The sequence below is a fragment of the Pseudomonas fluorescens genome, from assembly GCF_900215245.1.
Classification (GTDB): Bacteria; Pseudomonadota; Gammaproteobacteria; order Pseudomonadales; family Pseudomonadaceae; genus Aquipseudomonas; species Aquipseudomonas fluorescens.
This window is the reverse complement of record NZ_LT907842.1, coordinates 5,718,911-5,738,391: the sequence shown is the minus strand read 5'-3', so window position 1 is coordinate 5,738,391 and position 19,481 is coordinate 5,718,911. Positions and strand designations below refer to the sequence as shown.

Below are 19,481 nucleotides of genomic sequence, written 5' to 3'. Positions count from 1 at the left end.
ACAGAAAATTTCAGCTTTCTTGATCATCAGGATTGATAAAGACATTGACCGGGAAATCCCCCAGCGCAGTGCTGATCAACAGCTCCTTGTTTGGTGTGACTGCGCCTGTATGAAAAAGTCCCTTCCAGTTTTGTGTCGTGGCGGCGAATGGTAATTTCACCCGCGTATCGCCCCAAACCTGCGCATTGACGTGGGGCTGCGGACCCTTTTCAGGCCTATTTTCCAGCAGGCGATGGGACCAACGTGGCACCACCACCAGCAGCTGTTTGCCTTGATGCTCGCGACAGAACGCGACGACGTGGTCCGCGTGTTTGCCGGTGACTTCCAGTGGCGTGTAACGGCCGTGCCGAAAGATCTCGGGGTCGGCCTTGCGCAGGGCCAACACCTGGGCAATCAGCGCTTGTTTGATACGCCCGTCGCGCCAGTTGAACAACAGTTCGCCGATGTCCGCTGGTGTGTTCAGCGCGCGTTGCCGTGCGTTGAAATCCACCGGGCGCCGGTTGTCCGGGTCCACCAGGCTGAAGTCCCAGAACTCATCACCCTGGTACAGGTCCGGCACACCCGGCACGGTGAGGCGAAGCAAGGACTGCGCCAGACTGTTCACGGCACCGGCCGCGGCGATGGCCTGGGCGGCGGTAGCGAGGGCGGTACGCAGTGCGTGGCCTTCCTCGCTGAGCAATAGCCGCGACAGAAACGCTTCGACGGCCTGTTCATAGGCCTCGTTGGGCGCACTCCAGCTGCTTTGCAACTTGGCTTCGCGCAAGGCTTTTTGCTGCCATTGCCAGAGGCGTTGCTGGTAGTCCTCAACGTCAAGGTCGAGGTCCAGCGGCCAACTGCCCAGTAGCACTTGGTAGAGGATGAGTTCATCGCCGGCCGAAGGGCTTTGGGCGTCGTCGCGCAATTTCGCCGCGAGGGTGCGCCAGTGCTCGACCTGCTCGACGTACCACGGCGCACATTCGCTGAGTACCGCCAGACGCGCACGGGTGTCTTCGCCGCGCTTGTGGTCGTGGGTGGCGGTGGCCAGCAAGTTGTCCGGGAACGTCTGCAAACGTTGCTGGTTGACGGCGTGGAACTCGTCCACCGGCGCGCTGAACTGCTCGGTGCTGAAGCCCACATCATTGCGCGACAGCAGCACCGCCGAGCGATAGAACGCGGTGTCTTCCACGGCCTTGGCGGCGGCAGGTGAGGTCAGTTGCTGGAAACGCACGCAGGCATGCTTGAGGATCTTGCGCTCACGGCCCACCGGGCGCTGGCGCCAAGGCTGGCCGCCGAGCCATTTTTCCAAGTGATCGAGCACCGGCCAGTCAGCTTCGCTCAAGGTGCTTCGGGCACCGGCCAGTGCCTGCAGGAAAAACACATCGTCACGCTCGCTGCGGCCGCGGGCACTGATGTAGGTGCGGTACACCGGGAAGTGCACGATCAGCGCCTGCAACGCGCGGCGGATCGCGCCCAGGGTCAGGTCGCGGGTCATCACATCATCGCGGGCTACCTGCAGCAGGGCCTGGGCCACGCTTTCAAAGTCACCGGCCAGCGAGCCATTGAGGATTTGCTGGCGCGCGAGCCAGGCCTCTTCGATAAACGCCGAGGGCCGTTCGCTGTGGCGGGTCCATAAGTCGGCAAGGGGGCCGAAGCCCTCGGGCGCATGTTGCAGCAACGACAGTTGATTCATGAACTCGTAGCCGGTGGTGCCGTCCACTTGCCAGTCTTCGCGCAGGGTCTCGCCTTCGCCGAGGATTTTTTCGACGAAGATCGGCAAGTGCCGCTCGGGTGACAGCGAATCCACGCGACGGCGCAACTTGCGGCAATAACCGCGTGGGTCGGCCAGCCCGTCGATATGGTCGATGCGCAGGCCATCCACCAGGCCCTCGCTGATCAGCTGGAAAATCTTGCCATGGGTGGCTTCGAACACGGCGCTGCGTTCGACCCGCAACCCGCCCAGCTCGTTGACGTCGAAGAAGCGCCGCCAGTTGATGTCGTCCGCCGCAGTGCGCCAACTGGCCAAGCGGTAGGCCTGTTGCTCAAGCAGTTGGTGCAAGCGCTCAAAGCCGTCAGGCTGGCGCCCGTCGAATTCGCTGAGTCTGTGCTCGATGGCGTGCAGCACCTCGTCCGCGGTGGCGCGTTCGGCCAGCGCCTGCTTGAGCCACGCCGCTTCGGCGTAGGCGTCGTCTTGATAGGCGAGGGCATTGAAGCGGTCGGACAGCGGCTTGAGCAATGCATCGGTGCCCAGAATTACCGCGTAATCGCGAGGGCAGATGGGGAAACGGTGTTCGTAATGCTCAACGTAGAACGCACCGTGCGCGGCGTCGAAATGCAGCGTCAGGGTCCCGGTTTGCAAGGCTTCGCCGTAGTCGCTGCCAAGAAATGGCATCAGCAGTTGGCCTTTGAGCAGCGGGTCAGGCGAATGCCACTGGATATCGAAGAATTCGCTGTAGGGGCTTAAGCGGCCCCACTCCAGCAGGTCCAGCCACCAGGGGTTATCCGCGCCACCGACGGCCATATGGTTGGAGACGATGTCGAGGATCAGCCCCATGTCGTGCTCACGCAGCGCGGCGATCAGACGGCGCAAAGCGGGTTCGCCGCCCAGCTCGGGGTTGACGGTGGTCGGGTCGACCACGTCGTAGCCGTGCATGGAGCCGGCGCGGGCGGCGAGCAGCGGTGAGGCGTACAAATGACTGATGCCCAATTGGGCGAAGTAGGGCACCAACGGCACCGCATCATCGAGGGTGAAGTCTTTATGAAATTGCAGGCGCTGGGTGGCGCGCAGGGGTAAGGCTTTCATCGGTCACGCTCACGGGCTTGGTTACGCGCGACGGCCAGCAGTTCGAGGCGGCGGGCAGCGCCTGCATTGTCGAGCAGGCTTGCCGCTTCACCCGGCAGGCGACGTCGCCAATTAGGGTGCGTATCAAGTGTGCCAGGCAGGTTGGCTTGTTCTTCGACGCCCAGGGCGTCCTCCAACGGCAGCAGCACCAGCGGCGCACGGGTGTGGCCCAGGTAACGCACGCTGGCGTCAATCATGTGGTCCGTGTCATTGCGAATTTCATCGACAAAGTTCTGCGGGTCCTGGCTCAAGGCCTGGCGCAGTGCCTGGCGTTCGCGCAGGCGGTGTTCGCTCCATTGCTCCACGGTCGGCGCATCGATCAGGCCCAACTGGATGTTCCATTCGATATCACGGCTGTGCCACCAGCCATTGAGCGTCGGCAAGTCGTGGGTGCTGGTGGTTGCCAGGGCGTTGTCCGGCCAGTCAAGGATGGGTTTGAATTGGCCGTCGTGGCCTTGTTCGAAGAGCAACACGCGCATGCCCAGAATCGAACGGCCGATGAGTTTTTCGCGCAGGCCATCGGGCACGGTGCCGAGGTCCTCGCCCAGCACAATCGCCTTGTGACGTTGCGACTCCAATGCCAGCAGCCGCAGCAGGTCGTCGATCGGGTAATACAGGTACGCGCCTTCACGCGGCGAAGCGTCCATCGGAATCACCCACAGGCGTTGCAGGCCCATGACATGGTCGATACGCAACCCGCCGGCGTGGGCGAAGTTGGCTCGCAGCATTTCGATAAAGGCGCGAAAGCCGTTGCGCTTGAGGCCTTCCGGGGAAAACGCGGAGATGCCCCAACCTTGTCCGGCGCGGTTGAGGATGTCTGGTGGCGCGCCAACCGTCAGGCCGGCCAGCAGCTCATCCTGACGGCTCCAGGCCTGGCTGCCGCCGCCGTCCGCGCCAACCGCCAGGTCGGCGATCAACCCGACGCCCATGCCGCTGCCACGGGCGGCTTGTTGGGCGCGCTCCAGGCAGCGGGCGATCAGCCATTGGCCGAAGGCGAAATAGCCGATCTCATCGCGGTTTTCCTCGGCGAACTGTGCCAGCGCCGGGCTTTGCGGGGTGCGCCATGCGTCGGGCCAGTGCCGCCAGTCGAGGTCTTCCCCGGCGGCGGCGCGAGCGGCCTGCACGGCCTCGAAGCGACAGTGGTTTTCCAGGGCTTCGCCGCCTGCCTGTCGAAAGCTCAGGAAGTCGGCGTGTTGTGGGTGCTCACCGTGACGGAAATCTTCATACAAGGCGCGCAACAGCTGTTGCTTGGCTTTGGCGGCGGTGGGCCAGTCGATCAGGGTGTGTTGTTCGAGTGTGTGCAGCTCATCGGCCAGACCGCAGGCCTCTATGGCGTTGCGCACTTCGCGTTCGCCGAGAATGCAGGCGGGCGATGCATACAGGCTGTTCAGGAACAGCCGGCTGGACGGTGAATACGGGCTGTAGCGCCCTGTGTCGGCACTGAACATCGCGTGCATCGGGCTGATTGCCAAGGCATCGGCGCCGCGTTCGGCGGCACTGCGTGCCAGGTGTTCCAGGGCCAGCGTGTCACCGAAGCCGCCATCGCCCAGGCGGCGCAGCGAATACAGTTGGGCACTCAGGCCCCAGGCGCGGGCAGGTTCGCTGTCCGTGGCTTGCGCCACGCTGTAGCAATGGGTGGGGGCTACGGCCAGGGTGAAGGTCTGGTCGTCGATATGCACCTGGTGGTAGCCGAGCGCGATGACCCCGGGCAGTACCGCGTTGCCATCCAGGCGCAGCTCCAGCGTTTCGCCGTTCTCCAGGCTCACGCGGCAGGGCGTGTCCGGGGCGAAGTAGCGCGCCAGATCCAGGCCATCGCCGGTGTCGACGGTCAGCAGCGGCGGCAAGTGTTTGTCTTGTTGCACGCGCTCTAGTTCCAGCAGGCTGGCATCGATCTCGGCGTCGGTATCGGCCGGGTGGCCCAGGCCTTTGAGAACGGCACGCAGGGCAGCGGGTTTGACATGTTGCAGGCGGCCGTTTGCATCGATCCAATCGACGGCCAGGCCCGCACGGCTGGCGAGAATTTCCAGTTTCGCTTCGCTCAAGGGTGCTCTCCAACAGGGGATAAGGCGACGCGTGCGCTGAACGGCGACAGGTGCGCCCCATCAGCAGCATGCGTTTCGAATAACAGGTGGTGCGGCGCGGGGTGATCCAGCGGTGTGGCACTGAGGTTCAAGTCAATTTGCAACACGCTGCCGTTACCCAGGCGCCAACGCGCCGTCACGGCGCCTTCAGCCAGCACCTCTGCGCCAAGGGGAACGCTGCCCGGCAAGTGCGGCACGATATGCTGGTGGCGCAGGCTCAACAGCTGGCGGTAGAGCTGGGCGTGCGCGTTCTCGGTAAACGTGGGCGCCGATTGCCGAAAGGTCGGCAGCGCATTCGGATCGGGTATGCGTTCGCGGCGTTGCGGATCGGCAAACGCGGCGAAGTCGGCAAACTCGTTGCGCCGGCCTTCGCGTACCGCTTGCGCGAGTTCGCCATGGTGGTCGGTGAAAAACAGAAAGGGTTCGCTGGCGTTGGTTTCATCGCCCATGAACATCAGGGGGATCATCGGCGACATGAGCAGCAAGGTGGTCGCCGCCTTAAGCGCCTGGGGCGAGCACAGCTGGTGCAGACGTTCGCCCAAGGCGCGGTTGCCGATCTGGTCGTGGTTCTGCAAAAACGCCACGAAGGCGCTCGGTGGCAGGTCACCACTCGGTTCGCCGCGCTCATGGCCATGGCGCGTGGTGTGGCCTTGGTAGATGAACCCTTCGCCCAGGCAGCGCGCCAGTTTGTCGGTCGGGTTTGCGGCGAAGTCGCTGTAGTAGGCGTCGGTTTCGCCGGTCAGCAATACGTGCAGGACGTTATGAAAGTCATCGTTCCATTGCGCATTGAAATCGTGCTTTAACAGGCTGGCCTGGTTGAGTTCGTTTTCCAGGACCAGCCAGACATGGCGACCGCTGTCCACCTGCTGGCGCACGCGGTGTGCCAATTGCTTGAGGAACCCCGGATTGTCGATGGCGTGCACCGCATCCAGGCGCAGGCCATCAAAGCGGTATTCCAACAGCCACATCAACGCGTTGTCGAGGAAGAAGTCGCGCACCTCACGGCGATCGAAATCAATCCCGGCGCCCCAGGGCGTGTGCACCTCTTCCTGGAAGAAGCCTTTGGCGTATTGGCCCAGGTAATTGCCATCGGGGCCGAAGTGGTTGTAGACCACATCGAGGATCACGGCCAGGCCATGCTCGTGAGCACTGTCGATCAGGGCCTTGAGCTGTTCGGGGGAGCCGTAGGAAGAATGCGGCGCGTAGGGCAGAACCCCGTCGTAGCCCCAATTGCGCTCGCCGGGGAATTGCGCCAAGGGCATCAATTCAATCGCGGTCACGCCCAGTTCGGCGAGGCGCGGCAGTTGCTGTTCAACAGCGGCGTACCCGCCCAGTACGCCAACGTGCAGCTCGTAAATCACCGCCTCATGCCAGGGGCGGCCTTGCCAGTTAGGGTGTCGCCATTGATAGGCGAGCGGGTCGACGACGACGCTCCAACCATGCACATCGTCGGCTTGCGCCCTGGATGCCGGGTCGGGTACATCGGTTTCGCCGTCGATGTTATAGCGGTAGTGAGTGCCCGCCGGGCACTTCACCTCCACTTCAAACCAGCCATCTGCCTGGGGCAGCATGGCGATGGACTTGCCGTCTTCCAATTCAACGCTGACATAAAACGCGTCTGGCGCCCACAAGGCAAAACGCGTGTGTTGCGCGTCCAACATGATTGCGCCGTGGGGCCAGGTTTCCAGATTCCGTGACGGCATCTATGAAGCCCTCCCTTGATTATTTAGCCGATTTCCCCAGCGCCTTGGCGACAAGCTGTTCGTACAGTTCGGCGTAGGGTTCTACCGCCTGGCACCAGTTGAAAGGTTGAGTCATGGCGCGGCTGCGCATGGCATTGAGCAGGCCTTTGTTGGCAAATACCCTGAACGCGCGGCTCAACGCTTCTTCGTAGCTTTGCGCCGTGGATTCATTGAACAGGAACCCGGTGACGCCATTCTCGATGGTGTCTGCCAGGCCGCCGGTATTGCGCGCCACCGGCAATGAGCCGAAGCGTTGCGCGTACATCTGGCTCAGGCCGCACGGTTCATAGCGCGACGGCATCAGCAGGAAGTCGCTGCCGGCAAACATGCGCCGTGCATCGGTTTCGTTGAAGCCAATACGCACGCCGACCTGGCCGGGGAAGCGCAAGGCCAGTTCGCGCATGGCTTGCTCTTCTTCCGGTTCGCCGCGGCCGATAATCGCGATTTGGCCACCGTTCTCGACAATAAAGCTGCTGACCGCTTCGGTGAGGTCCAGGCCTTTTTGATACACCAGGCGTGAGACCACGGCGAACAGTGGACCGGTAGAGTCGGCCAAGCCGAACAGTTCACGCACGTGGGCGGCGTTAATGCCTTTGCCTGCCCAGTCACCGATATTGAAGTTATGGGTCAGGTGCGTGTCGGTCGAGGTTTCCCAGCTTTCATCGATACCATTGGGAATGCCACTGAGCAGACCTTGCTGGGTCTTGCTGGCCAGAAAACCATCCAGGCCACAGCCGAATTCCGGGGTGGTGATTTCCTGGGCGTAAGTCGCGCTCACCGTGGTGATGTGGCTGGAGTAAGCCATGCCCGCCTTGAGGAATGACATTTTGCCGTAGAACTCCATGCCTTCCTGTTGCAGGGCATGCGGCGGAATACCCAGCTCAGGCGTGGAGGCCAGGCTGACCACACCTTGATAGGCGAGGTTGTGAATGGTGAACAGGGTTGGCGTACGCGACCCGCGCCAGTGCATATAGGCGGGCGCCAGCCCGGCAGGCCAGTCGTGGGCATGCACCAGGTCAGGGCACCAGTGGATCTGCGCCAGGTTGGCGGCGATGTCAGCGGCGGCCAGGCCCAGGCGGGCGAAGCGGATATGGTTGTCCGGCCAGTCACGGCCGTTATTGGCGCCGTAGGGCGTACCTTCACGCTCATAGAGCTCAGGGCAGATCAACACGTAGATGACCAGACCGTCCTTGAGGTCCATGCGCCCGATCTTGCAGGGCGGCAGCGCCGCGTGGCCGCCCAGCTCGCCAATGATATGGATCGGGTTGTCGCTTTCCATTACCTGCGGATAGCCCGGAATCAATACCCGCACATCATGCAAGTGGGCCATGGCGCGGGGCAGGGCGGCGGACACGTCGCCCAGGCCGCCGGTTTTCACCAGGTCGGCAAATTCCGAGGTCACAAACAGGACTTTCTTGCGATTAGGGTTCTGACTCACGATCGGCCGCACAGTATTGGGCAGGTCGGCCAACGTAGTCGGTCCCCCTGCCACCTGACTAAAACGCTCTCCCTGAGTATCTACAGCGGCACTGATCATAGTTCTCTCCCACATATTTGGTCGGCTAATGGCCCGCTGCCATCGGCTCCGATTGGCCACATCCTGCGGCCAGGCGCACAAGCACTGTACAAACTGGCAAGGCGTATGCCAGTTGCACTGATTGCTAAAAAAGATTGGATGGACGGGCATTTGGCGTGAGCCGCGTGCACTCGCCTCCCTTAAAAACTGGACCTACGGCAGAGTTGGAAAGTTTCGATTTTTTGCGGGGTTTTTGTTTTGGAACGGACCCATCGGTCATGAGTCTAGGCCAGATCCAAGAAGCTGTACGGTTTATGTGGGAATTTTGTAGGACAAAAAACTTGTAACGATAGGCAAGTTTGCCAGCCTGCGCTGATTCAAGGGCTCAGCGCGATGGGTGTGGAGAGGAGCAAGGGCCCTCTCCATAGGGGTGCGTATGCACCTGATTGGTGCGTCAGCCCAGCACGCGAATGGGCGCGCCGTTTGCCCACGCCTGAATATCCTCGATCATCTGCTGATAGAACTGCCGATAATTCTGCTCGCTTACATACCCGACATGGGGCGTCGCCAGCACATTCGGCAAGCGCCGGAACGGATGCTCGGCCGGTAGCGGCTCTTCGCCATATACGTCCAGAGCGGCCCCTGCCAATCGACCGGCTTGCAGCGCCTGCACCAGCGCCTGTTCATCCACAATCGGCCCGCGCGCTGTATTCACCAGGCGCGCGCTCGGTTTCATCCAGCTCAGTGCCTGGGCATCCACCAGGCCACGGCTGCGGTCGCTGAGTACCAGGTGCACGGTGAGGATATCCGCCTGCTCAAACAGTTCACGCTTGCTCACCCAGGTCACGCCTGACTCGGCCGCACGTTCAGGGGTGAGGTTTTCACTCCAGGCAATCACCCGCATGCCAAATACCTGGGCAAATTTCGCGACCTTCTGGCCAATGCTGCCCAGCCCGAGCACGCCCAGGGTTTTGCCATACAGATCACCCCCAAGGCCAACCTGCCATCCACCCTCTCGTAGCGAGTTGGCTTCGGCCAGCAGGTTGCGGGTAGAGGCCATGATCAACGCCCAGGTCAGTTCCGGGGCCGCGTGTTTATAGCTATCAGTGCCGCAGACCTGGATACCCAGGGCCTTAGCGGCAGGGATGTCGATGGCGGCGTTGCGCATGCCGCCAGTCACCAGTAATTGCAGATTCGGCAGGCCTTGCAGCAGGGCCTTATCGAAGGTGGAGCGCTCGCGCATGACGCAAATTACCTCGAACCCCTTCAAACGCTCGACCATCGTGGCGGTATCCGCCGGGTAGTCGTGAAGAAAATGCACGTCGCCGACGGGCGCCAGCAGCGACCAATCCACCACGCCACTGGCCACATTTTGCCAATCATCAATGACTGCGATCTGTACCGACATTCACGCGTGCCTCGAAAAAGGTTGGATTAAAGGGCATTCAAGCCCTGTAACAGCGCTTGGTGAAACCGCGCCGGTTCTTCCATCTGTGGCGCATGCCCCAGGCCGGGGAATTCCACCAGGGTGGCGTGGGGGATCAGTTTGGCCACCTGTTTGCCGAGCACGTCATAGTGACCGAGCCTGGCCTTGACCGCAGGCGGTGCGATATCGCTGCCGATGGCGGTGGTGTCGGCCGTGCCGATCAGCAGCAGGGTGGGCATCTGCAAATCCTTGAACTCGTAGTACACCGGCTGGGTGAAGTAAGCGGCACTGTGGGGTTCTCCTCCAAACCAGTGGTAGAATGGCCCCAGAGGCCAGAAGCCCCAGCAAACACGGTGGTTAAAGTGAACAACGCATACTCCTACATCCGCTTCAGCACCGGGAAACAGCAGAAGGGTAGCAGCCTTGAGCGTCAACAGGCCATGCTTGACCGTTGGGCCGAAGCTAACCCTGCATTCACCTTAAACCGTGAGCTGTCCTTTAAAGATTTGGGCATCTCTGGCCGTAGCGGCAGGCACCTTAAAAGCGGTTTCGGCAAGCTCCTTGAAGCAATCGAACAGGGCGCTATTGGTGCTGGAGACGTTGTGTTGGTTGAGGCTATCGACCGTGCAGGACGTATGGAACCGGGCATCATGTCGGGTGTGTTGATCAACATCTTGAATGCTGGTGTGTCTCTTGTGACGCTTGATGACAATCAGGTGTACACACAAGAGTCTTTGAGGGGCGGTAGCTTCTACATTCTCGTTGGTAAGGTGCAAGCTGCCTTTAACTACTCTGAAACTCTCAGTGTTCGTATGAAGGCCAGTTACAAGAGCCGTAACACACTGGCACTGGCAGGAGTAACACCTAAGCGTCACACGCCTGTGTGGTTAACCTCAGAAGGTGAGTTGATTCCTGAGATTGCACCGTTGGTTAAGCAGGCATTTGAAGACTACGCCAGCGGTCTTGGAGAACGTCGCATCTTTGAACGTATCTTTGAAGGCAACACAAACCCACTCCTTGCACGTATGGCGCCCAGCACTGTTAAACGTTGGATGACAAATCGCACTGTGTTAGGTGAGTGGCAAGGTATCCCGAATGTGTATCCTGTGGTTGTGGAACCTGAGTTGTTTTATCGTGTGCAGAAACGTATGGAAGCTAAATTTGTTCCACGCTCTGCACCAATCAAACACAAATACACAGGATTAGTTGTGTGTGGTGATTGTGGAAAGAACTTCAACACAAAGAGTTACAGCAAAAGAACAAAGGGAGCTATTCCGCCCGCTGTGATGGAATGTTCAAGCCGTGCCCGCCGAGGCTCTGTAGCGTGTTCTAACAGCAAGGGTATTCCAGAGAGTGTGATTGCCTATGCTTTTCAACTATCGTGCTGGAAACACATCAAGGACGCCCTAGAAGGCCAGATACTCACAGATAGTCAGAAGCGTGAAGTTGTGATTGATGGTGAGTTGAAAGATTTGAGTGTGAAGATTACGAAAGTGGCAAGGGCTGTCGCTGAGGTTGATGATGTAGAAGAGTTGATTGTGTCATTGAATGACTTGAAGGCTCAGCGCCGTTCCTTGGAGTCTGAAAAGAAGTCATTGCAACACGGTAGCGTGACTGTGAAGGATCAGATAACTAACATGACAGACATCATGTTAGACCCACTCAAGGCCAACGCTTTGCTTCAGTCGGTTGGCTACAAGATTGTCTGCAATGTCAACAGGACGATTGATACGCCTGCCGGGACATTCATCTATGAGGGTTGGGGGCGGTCTGAGGACGTGCACAAGGTGGTCAACCCACAAGGCCAGATGTTGAAGCTGCCAGTTGTTAGACAGGAGCCTAGGAAGACTGCCAAGAAGAGTGAGCCTATAGACGTTATGTCAGGACTCGCCGGGAAGCTCGAAAGGGTGAAGCTGGTAAACTTCAAAGGTGTGTCTCCAAGCTCCTGAGAAGCCCTCAGAGACGCTTTAAGCCTTTTGGAATACCAGCGCTAGGCTTTCACACTCTCAAGTGATACAGCCCCTCATGGGGCTTTTTGCGTTATGGCTTCTATGAGGCTGTATAGGGGCTTGTGTGAGCTTGCTAGTACGTCTGCATACCCAAGATGGGTAAAACGGCCCATACGCGCTCTCAAGAGCTTCCATTGTTATACAGGTAACACATACACAACCTATAAAGCATTGCACACAGAATTGTGTCATTCGTGTGTAAATTGTCTTGACATGGCCCCGGTCTGCCCGTACACTGAGTGTAGCGAAGTGTGTACGCTCCCACTGGAACGGGCGGCTGTTGATCTTAACGTCTTCTGCACCAACACTACTCTGTCTGACACACAGCCAACACATAACAATGTCTACACAGGACAAGAAAGCTTCTGCTTTTGATCTTGCTTCTATATGTCAGGATGACAAAGAGTTATCCTCATACTGATAATCACCCATATTCAAACCATCTGACCTAGCGGTCTGGTGCGTACTTGTTTCACACTCTTGGCAATGGCTACTATCCCTCCTTCTCTGTGGTTGTTGCCTTGAGTGTGTAATATCTTGTCTTCAGCGTAAGATAGTGTTATGTGATTTTCCTGTTCTGTGGTATGATGTGTTACACAAACACACAAGAGGATGCAGGGGGTTAACATGCAATACTTACACGCTTTGCAACTTGGTGATGACTCACGTTTAGACAGAGCTGCTGACGCTTGGATGCGTGGCAATTTGTCTGGCAGGGATGCCAACTACTTACGGCGTAAGGAAGAAGAGCGCCAATACCTGAATGGAAGTAAAAAGCTTCCTCCAGTTGTGATTGGTGAACCTTCCAAGAAAGAAGCCATTCCACAGGATGTGGAAGAAGAGGAAGACGACGAATTGTTAGCACTCTTCAATGCCATCTCTGATATGCAAGAGGCCAACAGAGAAAGGCAGAGCACACCAAAGACACAGAGAAAGACACTCCACTGACACAGTGAGACAGATTCCAATGTTGTGGGAACCCTGAAGCCCCATTGCTCACGCTCTGGGGCTTTTCTTTTGTGATTTCATCACATATCTGTGTTGACAGGTCTTGTGTGATTGTGATACGTGTGTTATACTGTAGTACACATTAGGAAGAAGTATTTGTTACTGGATTCACTGGTTGTGTTGCATTGGGCAAGTGCATTTGAAAGGGCCACCACAGCGTGGCCTTTTTCATGCCTGATGTTTAGTACCGTTAACCTAAGTGTCACAACTATCTATTTCAAAGGAACATTCAGAATGACTATCACCGAACGTAAGTGCAAACACTGTGGGTGCACCATGCCATGCAAGACAGCCCGTAAGGTTTTCTGCACTGGTAAGTCCTGCCGCATCAATCACCACAACCACAAGGCTCTGATTATGTCCGTTCAAACAATCGTGCAAGCCCTACGCCCACAACATCAAGGAATCCAACTATGGCGACAACTACAAACACCGATCCCCAGCTAACCCGCAAGTCTGAAAGGCTTTACACCCTAACTGTTGGTAACTACAACAAAGGCCAAGGAATCGAGATTGAAGGTTCTGGTTATGGCTCTGACTCTCTCCGCATCACATTCGATGTTAGCAAAACATCTGACCATAAGAACAACAACGGCAACTCTGCCTCTATCGAAATCTACAACCTCAACCCTGAACAAGAAAGACTTCTTGATAGTCACTACCTAGAAGTGTCTCTCTATGTTGGCTACAAGAATGAAGAGGGCCGCAAACTTCTTGTTAGCGGTAACGTCACTGACCAATCCACTATCAAGCGTGGAGCAGACACAATCACACAACTGATTGTTGGTGACGGATATGTCAACCTCACAAAAACCCGTCTCAGTGCAATGGCTAGCCCCGGCCAAACAGTTGAAGACGTTCTCCGCATCATCACAGACAACATGCCCGGTGTGTCCCGTGGTTCTATCGTAGGCACAAACCTAAATAGCCCAGTGGTTCAAGGTTGGCGCTTGTCTGGCACTCCCAAGGATATGTTGGACAAACTGACAAAGGCTTACGGTCTTGAGTATCACGTCTCTAACAACGTCCTGACTGTAACAGATGTAAATGGGCCAGATACAAAGTCTACAGTGCTGTGTCCAGTTATCTCTTCTGAAACAGGGATGATTGAAACCCCATTCCGCACTCAAAAACAAACCAAACTACCTAAGAAAGACAAGCGTATTAGATACGGCTTGCAGTTCAAGGTGCTGCTAGACGCTGCTCTTCTGCCAAGTACGGTTGTGAAACTGGAATCCGACAACATTAATGGTTTCTACAGAATCGACAGCGTGCGTTTTAATGGTGACACTCGCGGTAATGATTGGTATGCAGAATGTCAATGCTCTGAAATGAGTGGCAGTGACATCACTGTCCTTTAACAACCCAACTAGCTTGCCCAAGCTACCAACAATACAGGAGGCTTTATGCCAATCAGTACAAAGAAGTTCGTCGTTGACGATAGAACATACAAGATCAAACATCATCCAGCAACAGAAGCGTGTGAATTAATCGAAAACTACGCTACAGCCATTAGTGCGTTCAGTGTCGTGATGCAAGAGGGTACATACTCCTTTATGAACAATCAGATTATGCCATTGGCTGGATTTGCTAGCAGCCAGTTTCTAGCATTGCTTATGTTCATAGATCGTGTTGCAAACCCCAACGCACCATACAAAGTGTTTGAACGCCCAAGCTCTGACACAAGAGGAAGTAAACTCACGGTTAGAGAAGTTTTGGCTGGCAATACTCTGGAAGACAGGGAGGAAGTTGTAGAGGCTCACGTGCAAGCCCCAATGAGTTATGTCATTGACTACAAAGCTACGAACAAACAAGAAGCGTCTACAGACTTTGATTCTGTGTTTGGTGAGTTCTTCAAGTACATCACCCTAGATGATGAGCCAGTTGATGTTTCCTCACTCACAATGCCTCAGATTGCCCAGATGCTTTACGCATTTGTAGGGCACAACGTAGCACCAGTGTGGAACACAGTTAGATTCGCTCTTCCTGAGAACTACGACAGCGGGGGCATTGCTCCACCAAAGTCTTTGGAAAGGTCGGCTGCTGGCTTTAGTCAGGCTGGCATTATCTACAGCATCCTCAACAGTCAGTTGGATTTGGCTACATACGCTGAACTCTCTACATGCCTCAATCTAGAGGATGCACACGACATGAATGAGATTGCAGTTAAACAATACTTCGAGTCTTGCGAAATGCACAAAGAGTCTGTGAGGCAGGCTAAGCAAAACCAATAACAGGAGGCTCAATGCCAACAATCAAAAGACACATTGAGACTCTTCAGAAAGAAGGGTTTCATTCTGTAGTTTACGAGTTGAAAGGTCGTATTGACTTAAAGCGTCTTGGACGCCACTTCAATATGATGCTCAAGCGTAGACACCCTGACGTAACCAACTATCACTTCTTCTGGTTTCGCACCAAAGAGAGTGTGATTGTTTCTTACGTCGGTAACATGTTCCTTGTAGATGCTGTGGAAGACTTCATGAACAAAGCTATTCAAATCGGCATTGCTGGCACTGCTGATGAAGTCTTCTCTGGCCGTGACAAGGGGCTATTCATGGGCAAACTAAAACAATGCCTTACCCACTTCAGTCCTAAACCCTCCACACGTTCCTATGGGGGTAGCCAGTTAGGGCCAATCTAATAGGAATCTATAGATGGATGAAAAACAATCCCCGCTTCAACGTCCAATGACGTATCTACACGGCCTCATCATGGCAACACTTCTGGTTCTGGGGATTGTCTTCATTCCCCAGTTCATAACGACTGGAAGAGTGGAGCAATACCAGTTCGATAACATCACTGTGCAGAAGGAGCTTGTAGATAAAAGCTTGATGCCAATCAAGACGGACATTGCCAGCCTTAGACTCAGGACAGAAGAATCTGAAGCCCGTATTAATCTTCAGCTTCAAGAGACTGACAGAGTAACACGTAAGCTTGAAGACTTGATGTTCAAAGCAGATTCAAAGGAAATGATGAAGCTAGTAAGAGACAGAGCCGCTGAGGCTCATAGAAACATTGGGGTTAATGTTCAACAGACAGCCAACCCCATTATCAATGTGTCCCCAACATACAACAACAATCAAGGGAAGTAACACAGCAACAACCCCACAACAATGAGAGAGATTATGATAACGACGACACTTAATCTCAAAGGATTTGACAATCTGGCCAGACGCCTAAAAACGCTGGCCGCTACAAAGGTTAAAGTAGGATTCTTTGAGGAAGACAGATATGACGATGGTATGCCAGTTGCTCAAGTGGCGGCATACAACGAGTTTGGAACACGCTTTCACCCTGAACGCCCATTCATGCGTGAAACACTTGAAGACAAGCAGACACGCAAAAAACTACTTAAAGGACTCATGGCAGCAGCTCGGGCCACGATCCATAACACAGGCAATGCACGCCGCATCCTTGCCACCCTAGGTAAGATCGTTGCTGAGGAAATCAAGATCACGATTGCCAACTATCCGGGTAGCAACAGTGCAAGAACGATTGCAGCTAAAGGCTTCGACCGTCCGTTGTACGACACAGGCAAGATGCTTGAGAGCGTCAAGTTTAAGTTTGTGGCTTAACGTATGGAAGCAATCACACAAGCTGAAGACCAGCACACCCCGCCAAGCCTACTTGAAAGCGTTCTGAGCCTTCTTGAGCACCACACCCCGGCATTGACACTCCCAGCAAGAGAACGAGCCGCTACAGCCTTTGTACGCTCTCTGGATTGGATGGAAGCTAACCCAGCGTCTTGGGAAGTTAAGCCAGTGCAACCAATCACTTATATCGACCAACTCGACAAGCCTTTGAAGACTATTGTTCGTGGCCGTGTAGTCGATATCTACAAAGCAGTGACCGTGTAACGCTCCCGCAGAGCTATACAGCCACTCAAGCTACAAACCTAAGCCAACATGCCAGTAAGCCTACAAAGCCTCTCAAGCAGGCTTGTGGCCCTCTGCACGCCCAATATAAGGAACAAACATATGGACGCTTCATTTTCTGGATTCGTCATTGTCACTAAAACATCTGACGTAATCTACTTCGACGCAATCACTCGCATTACAGAGCAATATAGCTCTGCCATCTCCAAGCACCCACTTTCTAACGGTAGTTTGATTACAGACCACACAACAAGAGAGAACCCAAAGTACACCATCAGTGGTGTTCTGTCTGATGCTGACTTCAATATCAACCGACCAACTACCTTGGGTGCAATCCCTGCTTTCTCTTTTGATACTGGCGACCACGTGTCTACTGACGCAAATGGTTTGTACATGCCACGTGACAAGCAGTACAAGAACAGCACACAGGTTGTGACGCCTGTTCAGATTAGCACTGTAGGCTCTATCAACAAGCTTCTACCAGAGGTGATTGCACAGTTCACAAGGGACACAATCCCTACAGTTATTCTGACACCTCAAGAAAAGTCTAAATCGTCTCAAGCGGTGAAACGCCAGCTAATCAGCATGTGGCAAAACTCGGAAGAGTTCCAAGTGATTGAGTTGCTAGGTGGATTGAACGTTGGTTCTTATGGCCCTTGTGTCTTCACTAACGTTGCCTTTGAAGAGAACACGCAAACAGGGGACGGGATTTTCCCTGAGCTGGCTTTTGAGCAGGTTGTTTACGCCAACACTCGAAACATTGCTGTAAAGATCAGGAATAACAAAGGCCGTAAAAACGGAAAGATCAAGACCAAAGCAGGCACAGACAACGTTGCTAATGCACCATCCAGCTACGCCGGAAAGAGTGTGTTGGAGTACGTGCCGCCTGACAAATGATAGGAACCCGCTCGGTGTAATGCTGAAGCGGGTTTTTGTTTGTGTGTCGTATGTAGGGAAGTGTGAAAATAGTTGTTGATTTTGTATTAAATATCTGTCTAAGGGGTTGACAGAGATAGTTTCCGTGGTAAACTAACAGTGTAGGGAATGATTTGTTTGCCGCAATAGCAAACACCCTCCAGCAACACCATCAGTTACACACAAGCCCAAACCAAAATACAGCCTTTAGGCTCATCCCTCACAGGAGATATTTCTATGCCCGTTCAAAACAAACGTGGTGGCGCTCTGAAGGTTCTTATTTGCCGTGTCTGCGAGAAGCAGTTCACCCGTAAGAAGTACCAGCCAGTTTGCTGCCACGACTGCAACACGATCTACAAAGCAACACAACAAACCCTATCCCAAGCCGACCTTCAAGGAGCTAGCAACAATGAAAGCACAATCGAACACACAAACAGCCGTTAAGAAATCCCCAGCTAAGAAACAAGTACGTTGCAAAGCTACAGGATGCTCTAACAGATTCCGTCCTGCTCACGCCTCTACAATCTACTGCTCTGAAGCGTGCAAATCCCTGAACAAGAATGTTTCCAGAAGAAAAGAGTTCACAATCCCACGCTCTAACCATTTCTTCCTGTTCCTGACAAGAGAAGCCCAACGAGCTGGCACCCTGGCAATCTTTGATACCCTTGTGGGATCGGTTGATAACCTAGTTGACCTGTACAACGTTGTAAAATTTCGTATGACAGCCAACGTCATGAGTGGCAAGGACAGTTTCCACATCTGTCACGTTGCCCCAACTAAGCATGAAACAGTGCTTGGTTTGATGAATGCTGAAAACCTGATTGTCGCTCCTGCCTACCTGAACCGTCGCCACTCCAACACTCACAGCAACAACGCTGGTGTGTTCATGTACCGTACCGATATTCTTCCTAAACTCTACGTTGCTTCTGATGAAGCTGGCGTGCTGGATCGTATCTTCGACTTCATTGGTACAGAGACAATCATTGCGTTCAGCAAGAAAGCCAAACTTACCGAGTCTCGCCGTCAAGCTTCTCTAGCCAAACTTGAAAAGCTAGTTGATCGTGGAAACAAGGATCATGATAAGTTTGCTGCCATCCTAGATGACTCCACTTCTAAGACACCTGAAATCATTGCTGCTGTTGAAGCTATCCAGAGTCGTGAAGAGTTTAAGCCAATGATGAAAGGACAGAAATTGTCTGACTCTGCCATGATGATTAAAGAGCTTATCCGCCACGCTGACTTTCGTTGTGAGCTTGAAGAGTTCGCATCTATCGCAAGAGAGTACACCCGTGGTGACTTTGCACACATTGGCTTGTCTAGAGATGCACAGAACACTCTGTTCGATCTAATGCACGGCATGGTTTCTGAGAACGATGCAATGGACAACGAGATTGATTGCCTCAAGTTTGAACTACGTGCACCTCTGAGAGCCGCTGAAGCTCGTCAACAAGACACATTGGCACGTAACCAAGAACGTCTGGCTGCAAAGGCTCAGGAAGCAGTACAGAGCCTTCTTGTGGATGCTGAGCAGCATGTTAAGCGTATGACTAGCACAGCAACTTTCTTTGCTGGTTTCGGTGATGATTGTGCAGACTTCTGCTACATGCCAGAAACTGAAACAGAACGCACTTCCCGCATTGAAGCTCAGATTGTCCGTATGGCTTCTGAAGCTTACGGCTACAACGCTTTGATTGGTGGTGCAAACTTCTGTGACCTGTCCGACCGTGCTGAACATATCTTTGCATAAACCTTGAGACACACCGCTCTATCTGCTGTGAAATGTTGTCCACTAAAAGTGTACCCCATATGCCCTGTAGCCCACGCCAATCAAGGGTTTGAGCCATTTTGGAGTGTGACAAGCCGCACAGAATACCCACTCTGAAGCTGACACCCACAGCGTGATACAACACCTCAAGTAGTAACCCGTGAACATCGTTCACAGTGGTATTCCCTGACAACCCGCGTTGTCGTCTGTACTCCCTCAAGCAACAAACACAAACCACCATCACTAGGCACAAGGCCAAAGGGCACACTGTGAACATCGTTCACGGCAGACAACCCTTTGAGGCTTACTCTCTTTTGAATGTTGTG

General features: G+C 54.7%; 15 protein-coding genes and 1 pseudogene. 10 read left to right on the top strand and 6 right to left on the bottom strand.

What is annotated here, in order from left to right; genetic code table 11:
* Window positions 1-10: 10 nt before the first annotated feature.
* From CPH89_RS26500 to CPH89_RS30475, 6 genes and pseudogenes are all read right to left on the bottom strand, one after another.
* Complete coding sequence (locus CPH89_RS26500; protein ID WP_053255866.1) at window positions 11-2,779, bottom strand: malto-oligosyltrehalose synthase; 2,769 nt, start codon at window positions 2,777-2,779, stop codon at window positions 11-13.
* Complete coding sequence (malQ, locus tag CPH89_RS26495; protein ID WP_053255867.1) at window positions 2,776-4,860, bottom strand: 4-alpha-glucanotransferase; 2,085 nt, start codon at window positions 4,858-4,860, stop codon at window positions 2,776-2,778. Before malQ ends, CPH89_RS26500 begins: the two co-directional genes overlap by 4 nt.
* On the bottom strand, window positions 4,857-6,602 hold the full coding sequence (gene treZ, locus CPH89_RS26490; protein WP_053255868.1) for a malto-oligosyltrehalose trehalohydrolase: 1,746 nt from the start codon (window positions 6,600-6,602) through the stop codon (window positions 4,857-4,859). Before treZ ends, malQ begins: the two co-directional genes overlap by 4 nt.
* Before the next feature lie 19 nt (window positions 6,603-6,621).
* Complete coding sequence (gene glgA, locus CPH89_RS26485) at window positions 6,622-8,178, bottom strand: glycogen synthase GlgA (RefSeq protein WP_078828405.1); 1,557 nt, start codon at window positions 8,176-8,178, stop codon at window positions 6,622-6,624.
* Between the two features lie 433 nt (window positions 8,179-8,611).
* A complete protein-coding gene (locus CPH89_RS26480; protein WP_053255870.1) occupies window positions 8,612-9,565 on the bottom strand; it encodes a D-2-hydroxyacid dehydrogenase family protein in 954 nt (317 codons plus the stop codon).
* Window positions 9,566-9,591: 26 nt separating this feature from the next.
* Window positions 9,592-9,861 (bottom strand): annotated as a pseudogene (locus tag CPH89_RS30475) (alpha/beta fold hydrolase); the annotation flags it as partial.
* An 84-nt stretch (window positions 9,862-9,945) separates the two neighbouring features.
* On the opposite strand from CPH89_RS30475, the gene CPH89_RS26475 reads away from it, so the two are divergent.
* From CPH89_RS26475 to CPH89_RS26435, 10 genes are all read left to right on the top strand, one after another.
* A complete protein-coding gene (locus CPH89_RS26475; protein WP_167422765.1) occupies window positions 9,946-11,532 on the top strand; it encodes a recombinase family protein in 1,587 nt (528 codons plus the stop codon).
* Between the two features lie 687 nt (window positions 11,533-12,219).
* Entirely contained in the window at window positions 12,220-12,540 is a 321-nt protein-coding gene (locus CPH89_RS26470; protein WP_145963504.1) for a hypothetical protein, read from the top strand.
* Window positions 12,541-13,013: 473 nt separating this feature from the next.
* Complete coding sequence (locus CPH89_RS26465; RefSeq protein ID WP_096236947.1) at window positions 13,014-13,961, top strand: baseplate hub protein; 948 nt, start codon at window positions 13,014-13,016, stop codon at window positions 13,959-13,961.
* A 45-nt stretch (window positions 13,962-14,006) separates the two neighbouring features.
* Complete coding sequence (locus CPH89_RS26460; protein WP_096236944.1) at window positions 14,007-14,834, top strand: hypothetical protein; 828 nt, start codon at window positions 14,007-14,009, stop codon at window positions 14,832-14,834.
* A gap of 11 nt (window positions 14,835-14,845) precedes the next feature.
* A complete protein-coding gene (locus CPH89_RS26455; protein ID WP_096236941.1) occupies window positions 14,846-15,241 on the top strand; it encodes a hypothetical protein in 396 nt (131 codons plus the stop codon).
* Window positions 15,242-15,254: 13 nt separating this feature from the next.
* Window positions 15,255-15,692 (top strand): hypothetical protein, encoded by a 438-nt coding sequence (locus CPH89_RS26450; protein ID WP_096236938.1) that lies wholly within the window; start codon window positions 15,255-15,257, stop codon window positions 15,690-15,692.
* A gap of 33 nt (window positions 15,693-15,725) precedes the next feature.
* Entirely contained in the window at window positions 15,726-16,175 is a 450-nt protein-coding gene (locus CPH89_RS26445) for a hypothetical protein (RefSeq protein WP_096236935.1), read from the top strand.
* A 3-nt stretch (window positions 16,176-16,178) separates the two neighbouring features.
* Entirely contained in the window at window positions 16,179-16,457 is a 279-nt protein-coding gene (locus tag CPH89_RS30300; protein WP_145963503.1) for a hypothetical protein, read from the top strand.
* Between the two features lie 120 nt (window positions 16,458-16,577).
* Window positions 16,578-17,372 carry a phage baseplate protein gene (locus CPH89_RS26440; RefSeq protein WP_096236933.1) on the top strand — a complete coding sequence of 265 codons (795 nt, stop codon included), beginning with the start codon at window positions 16,578-16,580 and terminating at the stop codon, window positions 17,370-17,372.
* 427 nt (window positions 17,373-17,799) lie between these two features.
* Window positions 17,800-19,137, top strand: a complete 1,338-nt coding sequence (locus CPH89_RS26435) for a hypothetical protein (protein WP_096236931.1) — start codon at window positions 17,800-17,802, stop codon at window positions 19,135-19,137.
* Window positions 19,138-19,481 lie beyond the last annotated feature (344 nt).